10 protein-coding genes are annotated in these 12,577 nt (G+C 68.0%); 5 read left to right on the top strand and 5 right to left on the bottom strand.

Going from position 1 to position 12,577, the window contains the following annotated elements; translation table 11 throughout:
• The first annotated feature begins 25 nt into the window (after positions 1 to 25).
• Positions 26 to 430 (top strand): MerR family transcriptional regulator, encoded by a 405-nt coding sequence (locus ASE58_RS16385; RefSeq protein WP_055823743.1) that lies wholly within the window; start codon positions 26 to 28, stop codon positions 428 to 430.
• 199 nt (positions 431 to 629) lie between these two features.
• The gene (locus ASE58_RS16380; RefSeq protein WP_082468181.1) at positions 630 to 2,012 is read left to right on the top strand and encodes a M20/M25/M40 family metallo-hydrolase; all 1,383 of its coding nucleotides are present in this window, start codon (positions 630 to 632) and stop codon (positions 2,010 to 2,012) included.
• A 133-nt stretch (positions 2,013 to 2,145) separates the two neighbouring features.
• Here ASE58_RS16380 and ASE58_RS16375 read toward each other — a convergent pair whose 3' ends face one another.
• Positions 2,146 to 2,802, bottom strand: coding sequence for a TerC family protein (locus tag ASE58_RS16375; protein ID WP_055763906.1), 657 nt, complete (start codon positions 2,800 to 2,802; stop codon positions 2,146 to 2,148).
• Between the two features lie 146 nt (positions 2,803 to 2,948).
• Here ASE58_RS16375 and ASE58_RS16370 point away from each other — a divergent pair, with 146 nt between their 5' ends.
• Positions 2,949 to 3,644 (top strand): hypothetical protein, encoded by a 696-nt coding sequence (locus ASE58_RS16370; RefSeq protein ID WP_055763908.1) that lies wholly within the window; start codon positions 2,949 to 2,951, stop codon positions 3,642 to 3,644.
• Positions 3,645 to 3,652: 8 nt separating this feature from the next.
• Here ASE58_RS16370 and ASE58_RS16365 read toward each other — a convergent pair whose 3' ends face one another.
• Positions 3,653 to 5,296 (bottom strand): M28 family metallopeptidase, encoded by a 1,644-nt coding sequence (locus ASE58_RS16365; RefSeq protein WP_055823741.1) that lies wholly within the window; start codon positions 5,294 to 5,296, stop codon positions 3,653 to 3,655.
• A gap of 135 nt (positions 5,297 to 5,431) precedes the next feature.
• Here ASE58_RS16365 and ASE58_RS18500 point away from each other — a divergent pair, with 135 nt between their 5' ends.
• The gene (locus ASE58_RS18500) at positions 5,432 to 6,541 is read left to right on the top strand and encodes an ABC transporter ATP-binding protein (RefSeq protein WP_055823738.1); all 1,110 of its coding nucleotides are present in this window, start codon (positions 5,432 to 5,434) and stop codon (positions 6,539 to 6,541) included.
• Here ASE58_RS18500 and ASE58_RS16355 read toward each other — a convergent pair.
• Genes ASE58_RS16355 through ASE58_RS16345 form a run of 3 tightly spaced genes read right to left on the bottom strand, consistent with a single transcriptional unit; the run spans position 6,502 to position 9,445 of the window.
• The gene (locus ASE58_RS16355) at positions 6,502 to 7,347 is read right to left on the bottom strand and encodes a carbohydrate ABC transporter permease (RefSeq protein ID WP_235513658.1); all 846 of its coding nucleotides are present in this window, start codon (positions 7,345 to 7,347) and stop codon (positions 6,502 to 6,504) included. The two genes, ASE58_RS18500 and ASE58_RS16355, sit on opposite strands and share 40 nt — an antisense overlap.
• A complete protein-coding gene (locus ASE58_RS16350) occupies positions 7,344 to 8,225 on the bottom strand; it encodes a carbohydrate ABC transporter permease (protein WP_055823732.1) in 882 nt (293 codons plus the stop codon). Before ASE58_RS16350 ends, ASE58_RS16355 begins: the two co-directional genes overlap by 4 nt.
• Positions 8,222 to 9,445 carry an extracellular solute-binding protein gene (locus ASE58_RS16345; RefSeq protein ID WP_055823730.1) on the bottom strand — a complete coding sequence of 408 codons (1,224 nt, stop codon included), beginning with the start codon at positions 9,443 to 9,445 and terminating at the stop codon, positions 8,222 to 8,224. Before ASE58_RS16345 ends, ASE58_RS16350 begins: the two co-directional genes overlap by 4 nt.
• A gap of 215 nt (positions 9,446 to 9,660) precedes the next feature.
• Here ASE58_RS16345 and ASE58_RS16340 point away from each other — a divergent pair, with 215 nt between their 5' ends.
• Positions 9,661 to 12,570 (top strand): TonB-dependent receptor plug domain-containing protein, encoded by a 2,910-nt coding sequence (locus ASE58_RS16340; protein ID WP_082468209.1) that lies wholly within the window; start codon positions 9,661 to 9,663, stop codon positions 12,568 to 12,570.
• The last annotated feature ends 7 nt before the right edge of the window (positions 12,571 to 12,577 follow it).

Raw genomic sequence — 12,577 nt, 5'->3', positions numbered from 1 at the left:
CTATAGGGTATATGGACGGGACGCAATGGCCGACGGGGACAAGGTGATGGATCAGGAACTGAGCGGCATCCACGCCGTCGCCGACACGCTGGGCATCACCCCGCGCACGCTGCGGCTGTACGAGGACAAGGGGCTGATCCACCCGGTGCGCGTCGGCAACAACCGCGCCTACAGCCACCGCGACATCGTGCGGATGCGCCTGATCCTGCGCGGCAAGCGCCTGGGGTTCACCTTACGCGAAATTCAGGAATTCCTCGATCTCTACAGCAGCGACCCGGGCCAGGACGAACAGATGCGCACGCTGGCCGAACGCTGCCGCAGCCGGATCGACGCGCTGAACCTGCAACGCCAGGCGCTGGAACAGACCGTCGCCGAGCTGGAGGAACTGGAACAGACCGCCCTCGCGCATCGCTGCAAGGGCGGGCGGTAGGGCCCCGGGGCTGCCAAGCATGGCCGTACCCCCGCGCAGGCGGGGGTCCAGAGCCACGAACGTCGCCCTGCCGTTACTCTGGCCCCCCGCCTGCGCGGGGGTACGGCCGGAAGGACGATCTGCCTTCCGCCGCCAATGTGCCCCTTGCGGGATCGGGCGGGACCGCGCACCCTTGGGCGAACCGGGGATGGAGACTATCATGCGCGTACTGTTTGCGACGATCGGGGCCACCATGTTGTGCGCGGGCGCCGCACAGGCACAGGACGGCGCCACCACGCCAGGGGGCAAGGAAGCGCTGACCCTGCTGGTCGACGGGGTGAAGTTCCAGACGGTCGCCGGCAACGGACAGGTGCCGGCCTATGCCGCATATCTGAAGGCGAAGCTGCTGTCCGCCGGCTTCGCGCCCGCCGATGTGCAGTTCGTGGCGCTTGGCGAAACCGGCTATCTGACCGCGCGCACGCCGGGACGCGACCGCAAGGCGAAACCGGTCGTCGTGCTGGCGCATATGGACGTGGTGGCCGCCGATCCGAAGGACTGGACCCGCGACCCGTTCACGCCGGTCGTCGAGAACGGCTATGTCTTCGGGCGCGGCAGCCTCGATAACAAGGCCGGGCTGTCGATGGCGGTCGCCACGCTGATGCAGCTGCGCCGCGCCAAATGGGTGCCGCAGCGCGACGTCGTGCTGGTGCTGACCGGCGACGAGGAAACCACGATGCAGACGACGAAGGCGGCGGCGGCGGCGTTCAAGGATGCCGCGCTGGTGCTCAACGCCGATGCCGGCGGCGGGCAGCTGGGCGACGATGGCAAGCCGGTGGTCTATGCGTTGCAGGCGGCGGAAAAGGTCTATGGCGACTGGCACCTGAGCGTCACCGATCCCGGCGGGCACAGCAGCCGTCCGGGGCCGGACAATGCGATCGTCCACCTGGCGACGGCGGTGACCCGCATCGCCGCCTATCGCTTCCCCCCACAACAGAACGAGATCACGAAGGCGTCGCTGGCGGGCACCGCGACGATGACGCCGGGGCCGCTGGGCGCGGCGATGCGGGCGTTTGCCGCCAATCCCGCCGACACCGCCGCCGCCGACATCCTGTCCGCCGACAAACGCTATATCGGACAGGTCCGCACCACCTGCGTGCCCACCATGTTCAACGGCGGGCATGCGCCCAACGCCCTGCCGCAGCGCGCGGTCGCCAATATCAACTGCCGCATCTTTCCCGGCACCCCGCGCGCCGCGGTCGAGGCAAAGCTGGTCGAACTGGCCGCCGATCCGAAGGTCACGGTACGCTTCAACGACAATGGCACGATCGAGGCCGGCGCCTCCCCGCTCGACCCGAAGGTGCTGGGCGCGGTGAAGGCGGCGGTGGCAAAGCGCGCGCCGGGCCTGCTGGTCGTACCGGCGCAGGAAGCGGGCGCGACCGATTCGATGCACTTCCGCGCCTATGGCATCCCCAGCTTCGGGGTCGGCGGGGTGTTCATGAAGCCCAGCGACAGCTTCGCCCACGGGCTGAACGAACGCGTGCCGGTGGCGACGTTCGATCCGGGCGTCGCATGGTGGGAATCGCTGCTGAATACGCTGGGGTAGGCACGCATCACGCCTGCCACCGCAACGTCACCCCGGACTTGATCCGGGGTCCCGCTTCTTCTTCTGCGACGGAAAGCAAGCGTCACCCCGGTTCAAGCCCGGGGTGACGACCATGTTCGCGTCGGCTGAGGCATTACCCAAACAGCGTAAGCACGCCGCGCGAAGGGTCGACCAGCCCTTCGTAGATCATCTTGCACGCGACATAGACGATGACCGCAAGGCCGACATAGGCGACCCAACGATACCGCTCGATCACGCGGGCCAGCACGTTGGCGGCAACACCCATCAGCGCGACCGACAGGATCAGGCCGATGGCAAGGATGCCGGGATGCTCGCGAGCCGCACCGGCAACGGCCAGCACATTGTCGAGGCTCATCGACACGTCGGCGACCGCGACCGCCCAGGCGGCGCTGGCAAAGGTGCGCGGCGCGCGGGCCTTCAGCTCGGCGGCCTCGTCGCCGGCATCGCCGCCTTCCTTCAGCTCGCGCCACATCTTCCACGCGACCCACACCAGCAGCAACCCGCCGGCAAAGACGAGGCCGGTGACCTGCAACAGCTGCGTGACGACCAGCGCAAAGGCGACGCGCAGCACCAGCGCCGCGCCGACGCCGATCAGGATGACCTTGCGCCGCATCTCGGCGGGCAGCCCGGCGGCAAGCGCACCGACGACGATCGCGTTGTCGGCGGCCAGCATGATGTCGATCAACACGACCTGCCCAAAGGCGGCCAGCGCCGACGGGCTGCCGATATTGGCGAAATCGGCGACGATATGGTTCCACAGTTCGTTCATCGGGGCAGCCTATAGCGAGAAAGCGTCACGGAACCAGCGCCGCGCGCACGTTCAGTATACTGGCGTGTCGAACCGGCGGGCGGGGGCGAGGTTCCTTGGTCGCAATACAGCCTGTCGTACCAACCCGCGCCGTGGCAGGATGCGTCATGCTCCGCCTCGCACCGCTTGCCGCCCTCGCCATCGCTGCGCCCGCCCCGGCACAGGACGCGCCGCGCTACGACGTCGCGGAACGGACGCGGGTGCTGGCGTTCGATCCGGCACGGTTCTTTGCCGATACGCCGAAACCGGCGATCGCCATCCGCTATGTCGGCGACGATCGCCGGGTCCCGATCTATGCTATTGCGGTGCGGCGTGGCTGCCGAACCGATCCGGGGTCGGTCGACGCCGACCTCGACTGCGGCCAGCGGCTGATCGCCCGGATGCTCCGCGCGCCTTTTCCCGGCCAACCCGACCGCCCGCGCCTGCGCGGTTATCGCCTGATCGGGACGCTGGAACAGCGCCGCGTTGCCAGCGACGACGAACTGCGCCGGGGACTGGACGGTGCGGGACTGGAATGGGTCGAGGCGGACGTGCGGCGATGCCCGAAGGCGATGGCGCATCTCGCGACGATGGGCACGTTACGCTTCGCCGCGGGAATCGATTTCGACCGGCGCTTGCCGGAAATCATATTGCACGCCGACAGTATCCGATTGGAGATAGGCGATTACCTGCTCAGCCACAGCTATGAAGGCTGGCTGAAGCCCGGCACGGCCGGCGCGTGGGCCGATGCCTTTGCAAAAAGTCTGGAGGGCTGCTGGAAACCGGCCACCGCACCGGTGCCGTGGCAGGCACCGGTGCGGTAGCGTCCCCCCTATTCCCCCCGCGCGCTTACCGTCCGGTCACGCGTCGCGCGAAACTCGCTGTCGGTCGACCAGTTCGGCCAGACCCGGCCATCGGCCAGGCGACGGCCGAGCGTGTAGAGGATCGTCATGTCGCTCTGCACGCTGCCCGTATTCCACTTCGGATCATATTGGTCGGCGGGCTGGTGATAGCGGTCGCGGGTATAGGCGTCTTCCAGCGCCTTGCCGCGCGCCGCGCCGCCGACCACCAGGTCGCGGCCGGGGCTGTAGGACAGGGCCGGCACGCCGCGCTTGGCGAACGAGAAATGGTCGGAGCGGTAGAACAGCCCGGCCTCGGGCCGCGCATCGGGGGTGTAGCGCCGCCCCTCGGCGCCCGCCGTTTCGGTCAGCATCGTCAGCAGGTCGAGTTTGGCGATGCCGTACATGCTGAAATCGCGGGTCTTTTCGCTGCCGAACGGGCCGTCCATGTTGACGACCCCCGCCGTCGTCGCCAGCGGGCGCAGCGGATTGGCGGCGTAATATTCGGACCCCAGCAGCCCCTTTTCCTCCGCCGTCACCGCCAAGAACAGGACCGAGCGGTCGGGCTTCGGCGCGCTGCCATACGCCCGTGCCAGTTCGAGCAACGCCGCCACGCCCGACGCATTGTCGAGCGCGCCGTTATAGATGCGGTCGCCCTTCGCATCGGGCTGTCCGACGCCCAGGTGATCCCAGTGCGCCGAATAGATCACGGTTTCGTCCGGATGCTTCGTGCCCGGCAAGATGCCCGCGACATTGTGCGAGGTGATGACCGCGGGCTTGACCGTATAGGCCGCGTCCAGCGTCGCCTTGAGCGGGATGGCGCGGAAATCGGCCTTGCGCGCGGCGGCCTTCGCCGCCTCGAAATCCAGTCCCGCCTGCTTGAACAGATCGGCCGCCAGGTCGCGCTGGATCCAGCCCTCCATCGGCACATGCGACGCGGCGGGGTCCTTGCGCACGATATCGAACATCGTGTTGGTGTTCGAATTCTTGACCGTGGCCCAGCCATAGGAGGCCGGCGCGCTTTCGTGGACGATCAGAACGCCCGCCGCGCCCTGCCGCGCCGCTTCCTCATATTTATACGTCCAGCGACCGTAATAGGTCATCGCCTTGCCGCCGAAATCGCCCTCGCCCCCGTCGAAATCGGGGTCGTTGATGAGCACGACCATGATCTTGCCCTTGAGGTCGACGCCCTTGAAGTCATCCCAGTTCCGCTCGGGCGCCTTTACGCCGTATCCGACGAACACCAGCGGCGCGTTGGCGATTCCGACCGATGTCTGCCCGGTCATCGCCGCGCGCACCGCGATCTCGCTGCCCTGGGTCAGCGGGCGTTTCGTGCCGGCCGCCGTGATCGACAGCTGCGGCGTGCCGACGATATCGGACTTCAGCAGCGGCACGTCCTGATACCAGCTGCCCTTGTCCCCGGCGGGTTGCAGCCCGGCGGCCTTCATCTGCTGCGCGATATAGGCGATGCTCTTCGCTTCACCCGGCGTCGCCGGCCCGCGCCCCTCATACGCATCGCTCGCCAGCGTTTCGATATCGCGCGAGATGCGCCGCGTGTCGAAGGTCGGCGCCTTTGGCGCAGGCGCGGCAACGGCGGCGGTCGACAGCAGCAGGGTGGTGAGGATCAGGCGCTTCATCGGGCACGAACTCCAGGCGGATGCAGGGATGCCCGATCGTACCGATGCTGGACCCCGCGCGCAAATCCGCTACCGGTTGCAACAGGATAGGCTGGCGACGCGCTGTCCGGTCGTGGCGACGGACGGAGGGGCGTGATGGCCGATGTCGAACTGACGGATCTGACCAAGCGGTTCGGCGATACCACCGTGGTACAGCCCGCAACGCTTAGCATCGCGGCGGGCGAATTCGTGGTGCTGGTCGGGCCGTCGGGCTGCGGGAAGTCGACGTTGCTGCGGATGATCGCCGGGCTGGAGAGCCCCAGCGCCGGCACCGTCGCGATCGGCGGCCGCGACGTGACCCATGCCCCGCCCGCGACGCGCGGCGTGGCGATGGTGTTCCAGTCCTATGCGCTCTATCCGCACCTCTCCGTCGCCGACAACATCGCCTTCCCCTTGAAGGTCGCCCGCCTGCCCAAGCCCGAGATCGCGGAGCGGGTGCGCGAAGCGGCGGCGATGCTGGACCTGACCGCGCTGCTGGCGCGCAAGCCCCGCGCGCTGTCGGGGGGACAGCGCCAGCGGGTATCGATCGCCCGCGCCATCGTGCGCCGGCCGCAGGTGCTGCTGCTCGACGAACCGCTCTCCAACCTCGACACGGCGCTGCGCGCACGGATGCGGCACGAATTCGCACGGCTGCACCAGCAGCTCGGCATGACGATGATCTATGTCACCCACGACCAGCTGGAGGCGATGACCCTCGCCAACCGCATCGTCGTGATGCACGCCGGGCGGATCGAACAGGTCGGCGCGCCGCTCGACGTCTATCGCCGCCCGGCCAGCCTGAGCGTCGCCGCCGCGATCGGATCGCCCGGCATGAACCTGCTGCCCGCCACCATCGTCGATGTCGACGCGGCGGGCGCCAGCGTCCGGATCGACGACGGCGCGGTGGTGCGGACCAGCGCGCAGGTGCCCGATGGCGCGATCGGCAGCGCGGTGACGCTGGGCGTGCGGCCCGAACACCTGCTGCCCGATCCGGACGGCGCGTTCGTCGGCGCGGTCGAGCTGTTCGAACGCCTCGGCCCGCTGTCGTTCGCGCATCTCGGGCGACGGGGCGATGCCGGGGCGATCGTCGCGCAGCTGCCCGGCGACCGCGCGGTGCATCTGGGCGAGGTGCTGCGCTTCACGGTGCCGCCCGCCGACACCCACCTCTTCGCCCCCGACGGCAGTGCCTATCCCTTGACCCCGCCGCCCAGCAATCCGGTCAGGTAGAAGCGCTGGAGCGCCAGGAACAGCAGCAGCACCGGCATCGTCGTCACCACCGATGCCGCCATCATCAATTCGCCGTCGGCGGCATGTTCGCGCGCGATCGCGGCGACCGCGACCGGCAGCGTATAGCGATGCTGGTCGGCCAGCACGATCAGCGGCCACAGGAAATCGTTCCAGCTGCCCAGGAACAGGAACAGCGCCAGCGTGATGACGATCGGGGTCAGCAGCGGCAGCACGATGCCGACAAAGATGCGCCCCTCCCCCGCCCCGTCCATCCGCGCGGCATCGATCAGCTCGTCGGGGATCGCCAGCATCGCCTGCCGCACGAACAGCACGCCGAAAATACCCGCCAGCCCCGGCAGGATCACCCCGGCATAGCTGTTGACCAGCCCCAGTTGCCGAAAGATCAGGAACAGCGGCAGCATCGCCACCTGCCCCGGCACGACCAGCGCGGCGATCAGCAGCTTCAGCACCCGTTCGCGCCCGCGAAACTTGAGCTTCGCCATCGCATAGCCCGCCGGGACGGTCAGCAGGAGGCCGAAGAGCGTCGACAGCGCAGCGACGCCGATACTGTTCCTCAGCGCGGGCAGGATGCGGTAATCGAACCACGCCCCGTCGATCTGCCGCCGCACCAGCAGCTCGTGATAATTCTCCAGGCTCCAGCGCGACGGCCAGAGCGGGATCGGCAACATGGTCGATTCACCGCGCGGCATGAACGACACGATCACCATGTACGCCAGCGGCGCGATCGTCAGCACGCCGAGGGCCACGACCAGCGCATTGGCGACGATCGCGCGTTTCTTGCTCACAGCCATTCGCGCCGCCGGGCATAGCGCGTCTGGACCCATGTCACCGCCAGGATCATCAGGAACAGGACGAACGCGACCGCGCTCGCCTGTCCCAGGTTCCACCATTTGAACCCTTCGTCGAACATGAAATACAGGATCGTCGTCGTACTCTGCGCCGGCCCGCCCAGCGTCATGACATAGGGTTCGGCAAAGATCTGCAGGAACCCGGCGACGCTCATCACCCCGGCCAGCACCAATGTCGGCCCGATCGCGGGCAGCGTGACATGGCGGAACCGCGTCCAGCGCCCCGCCCCGTCGAGGCGCGCCGCTTCCATCAGGTCGGTCGGCACGGCGGCCAGCGCGGCGGTGAACACGATCATGTTGTAGCCGAATATCTTCCACGTCACGAAGATCAGGATCGCCGGGATCGACGTGGCCGGATCGCCCAGCCAGTCGATGGCGGGCACGCCGACGACGCCCAGCGCCTGGTTGACCAGCCCGAACCGGGTATTGAACAGGAACCGCCACACGACGGCGGTCGCGACGATGCTGGTGACATAGGGCGCGAACAGCACGATCCGCCACAATGGTTTCCACCGGACGGTTGCATCGTTCAGCAGCAACGCCGCGAACAGCGACGCGCCGATCGCCATCGGTACGCCCAAGAGCGCGAACAGCAGCGTATTGCCGATCGCGCGCCAGAACAGCGGCGTCGCGAACAGCGTCGCGAAATTGGCGAACCCGACGACGTGCAGGTTGCCCGGATCGGCCAGCGCGTAGATCGAATAATCGGTGAAGGCGGTTGCCATCGCCAGCAACGCCGGCAGCACGAACACCGCGACGATGATCGTCAGCACCGGCAGGGTGAACAGCCAACCGGCGCGGGCTTCGCGGGTCATGCGATCTTTCCCGCATCGACCAGTGCGCGGCGCTGCGCCAGCAACCGGTCGACCCGCGCGTCGAGCGCGCCCAGCGCTTCGTCGATCGTCTGGATGCCGCGCACCACGCGCTCGGCGGCCAATTGCACCTCGACCTGGATGCGTTCCCATTCGACCGCGGGCGGGATCGGCGCGGGCTGCGTCATCTGTTCGCGAAACGCCGCCAGCACCGGTTGCGCCAGTTGCGGCGAATCCCATGCATCGATCCGCGCAGGCAGGTTGCCGATCATCCGCTGGAACGTAAGCTCGCTCGCCCGCGACGTCATGTGCCGGACCAGCGCCCAGGCGGCGGCCGGCCGGGTCGTGCCGGCCGCGACGCACAGGCTGGCGCTGTCGCCCGATACCGGGCCGGGACCGTTCGGCCCGGCAAGCCGCGCGGTGCCCCAGCGGGTCGCCGGGATCTCCCCGGCGCGACGGCTGAGGTCGAGCAGCGTCGTGGGACTGCTGGGCCAGATCGCGAAATACCCCTGCGCGAACGCCGCCAGCGGGTCCTGCACCTCGGTCGACAGCGCGCGCGGGGCCAGCCCCTCGGCAAACAGCTGCGCGTAGAAGGCAAAGGCATGGCGCACCGGGTCGGACCGGAAATTGCCGCGCGTCGCATGGTCACGCAGCATCGTGGCGCCGGCCTGCGTCATCATCGTCAGCAGCGCGGTCGGCCAGTTGAGCAGCATCAGGAACACATAGTCGTCGGGCCGTCGCCGCTTGATCGCGCGCGCCATCTGCAGCCACCCCGCCCAGTCGAGCGGCGGCGTGGCATAGCCGGCGGCGGCCACGATATCGCGGCGGAAATACTGGACCTGCGGCGCAACCGACCAAGGGACGGCATAGTCGATCCCGTCGATGCGCAGCGCCTCGCGCATGCCCGGAATCAGCCCGGCGGTAAGCGCGGGCGACGGCACCGGTGCCACCGCCCCGATCATCGCGAATTCGCGCACCCACCCGTTGAACAGCATCAGCACGTCGGGCAGCGCGTTGCCCGCATGCGCGGTCAGCAGCTTTTCATGGGAAGCGGTCGTCGGCAGCGACTGCACATCGACCGGGATACCGGTCGCGGCGGTGAAGTCGGGCATCAGGAACGGCGAATAATCGCCCTCATAGCTCATCGCCCACACGCGCAGCGGGGGCACGCCTGCCGCCGCACCGCAACCGCCGACCGCCAGCGCCGGCAACAGCGACAACATGGTCCGGCGGGTCGGCCCGCTGCATGTCCGGGAACCCGTCACCGCGCGACCGTGCCGGATCGCCGGCGTCCACGCCAGTCGCGATGTCGCGGAAACATCGGGAAACTTCGCAAAACATGGTCCGCTGCCGTACGGTATCGATCGGCCTGTCGGTGCGTTGGATGCATGAAGATCGTTCGACGAAGATCGAACGGCCCAGGGGGAATATTCCGACCATGCCGACCACCACGCGCCGCCACCTCCTGTCCGGGGTGGCGCTCTTTGCCGCTGCCCATGCACAGGCCCAGACGACCCCGCCCGCCGCCCCGACCGAAGCGGCCAGCGACGGACAGGACACCGCCGGCGCAAGCGGCGAGGAGATCGTCGTCACCGGATCGCGCATCACCCGGCCCGATTATGCCGCGCCCAACCCGGTGGTGTCGTTCGGTGCCGCCGACCTGCGGCAATCGGGGACGACCAACGTCACCACCTTCCTGCAACGCGTGCCGGCGCTGACCAATTCGCTCGACAGCACGCGCACCGCCGGGCGCAGCCAGGCCGATGGCGCGCTGGGACAGGTCGGGCTGAACCTGCTCGACCTGCGTGGCCTTGGCCCCAATCGCACGCTGGTGCTGGTCAACGGGCGGCGGCATGTTGCGGGACAGCCGGATACCGCGGCGGTCGATATCAACGCCATCCCGACCGACCTGATCGAACGGGTCGACGTGCTGACCGGCGCGGCATCGGCGATCTATGGCGCGGACGGGGTATCGGGCGTCGTCAACTTCGTGCTGCGCCGCGATTTCGATGGCGTGGCGGCGCGGGTGCAGGCGGGGATTTCGGAACGCGGCGATGCCGGCAACCGCTTCGCCTCGGTCATCGCCGGGCGCAATTTCGCCGATGGGCGCGGCAACCTGACGCTCGCATACGAATATAACGCCGACGATCCGCTAACGAACGACGACCGCGACTATCTGGCGCTCGCCCAGCGGCAATATTTCGTGAACACCGACGATTACGATCCGACCCGTTCGGGCAGTTACAAGGTCGCGCCGGTGCGCGACCTGCGCTACCCCTACGGATCGAACCAGGGCTATGTCGTGATCGGCGACCAGGTGTTTCGCGGCGACGGTGCCGCCTATACCCCCGGCCGGTTCCTGCTGAACGACGGCTATTCGGTCGGCGGCGACGATACGCCGGTGGCGGGCTATGTCGGCGATATCCTGCCACGATCCGAACGCCACGCCGTCAACGCGCTTGCCCGGTTCGACTTCTCCGACGCGTTCAAGCTGTCGGCCGAGGGCAAGTTCGTCCAGAGCGAGGTGACGAGCTTCAGCGGCTATGGCGGCAATTATCCCGCGACCATCGCGCTCGACAATCCCTACATCCCGCAATCGATCCTGACCGCCGCGCGCGCCGCCGGCCTGACCTCGGTTGATATCAGCCGCAACAATTTCGACATTCCCAGGCGGGGGGAAACCGACCGCCGCCGGACCTGGCGCGGCGTGCTCGACGCCAGCGGACGGGTGTCGGACCATGCGTCCTACGACGTGTCCTACACCTATGGCCGCACCGACGTGCGCGCGACCAAGCTGAACGACCGGCTGAACACGCGTTTTCTTGAAGCGCTCGACGCCGTTCGCGATGCCAGCGGGCAGATCGTGTGCCGCTCGGCCACCGCGCGCGCGGCGGGCTGCGTGCCGGTCAACACCTTTGGCGGGCGCACCGTCGATGGCCGCTCGTTCGACTATTATCTTAACAATCCGGTCAGCAATGCGCGGCTCGAACAGCATGTCGTCAACGCCGCGCTGACCGGCGATTTCGGACAGCTCTTCACGCTGCCCGGCGGCCCGGTCGCCTTTGCCGCCGGTGGCGAATATCGCAGGGAATCGAGCCGGTTCGATCCGGCACAGGCGCTGCTCGACAACGCCTTCTACCAATATGACGAATATATCATCCCCACCCCCTCGCGCGGCAGCTTCGACGTGTGGGAGGCGTTCGGCGAACTGAACGCGCCGCTGCTGAAGGACGTGCGGTTCGCGCACCTGCTGTCGGTCGGCGTCGCCGGGCGGCTGTCGGATTATTCGACGATCGGCACGACGCGGACATGGCAGGTGAACGGCATCTACGCCCCTGTCCCCTCGATCAGCGTGCGCGGGTCGTACGGCCGCTCGGTGCGCGCGCCCAACATCGGGGAACTGTTCCGCGCCGCAACCGGCACCAGCAACTTCTTCTCCGACCCATGTTACCTAGCCAACCGCACCCTCGGCACCCCATTCCGCGCCGCCAATTGCCAGTCGCTCATCACCGCGGCGGGCGGTAATCCGGCGACCTTCACCGCCGCCAACAATCCCAACGCCACGATCTTCATTCCCGGCACGCAATCGGGCAATCGCAGCCTGCGCCCCGAAGTCGCGCGGACCTGGACCGCCGGGGTCGTGCTGCGCCCCGAGGTCGTGCCCGGCCTGTCGATCGCGTTCGACTGGTACGACATCGACCTGACCGACGCGATCGCCACGCCCGATGCGAACAAGATCGCCGAGCTGTGCGTCGATCAGCCCACCCTCGACAACGCCTATTGCGCCGCGATCAGCCGGGCGCGCGGCAGCGGATTCATCGCCGGCTTCGTCGTGCAGCCGCAGAATGTCGCGGCCTATCGCACCGCCGGCGCCGAACTGAACATCGCCTATCGCTTCACGACCGCGCGGATCGGCCGGTTCGACCTGCGCCTCGTCGGCGGGTATCTCGACCGGTTGGAACAGGTCGCGACACCGGGCGCGGTGGCGGAAAACAACGTCGATCAACCGTTCCGCCCGCGCTACACGCTTGCCTTCTCGCCCAGCTGGGAAAGCGGCGCGCTGACGCTCAGCTACAACCTGCGCTGGCAGAACGGGGTCCGCCGCTTTGCCCGGATCGACACCGACAGCAATCCGACCCTCGTCGATCCGCGCTATTTCCGGTACAAGGAATTGTGGAGCCACGACGTGCAGGCACAGGTGCGTGTCAACGACCGCTTCGCCTTCTACGGCGGGGTCAACAACCTGATCGACCAGCGGCCCGATATCGGGTTCGAAACCAACCTGCCGATCTCGCCGGTCGGGCGGTATTTCTATGCCGGGGCACGCGTCGGGATCGGTGCGCGCTGACCCTTGA

Source organism: Sphingomonas sp. Leaf9 (assembly GCF_001421355.1).
GTDB lineage: Bacteria > Pseudomonadota > Alphaproteobacteria > Sphingomonadales > Sphingomonadaceae > Sphingomonas.
This window is presented reverse-complemented; position numbering and strand designations above follow the sequence as displayed.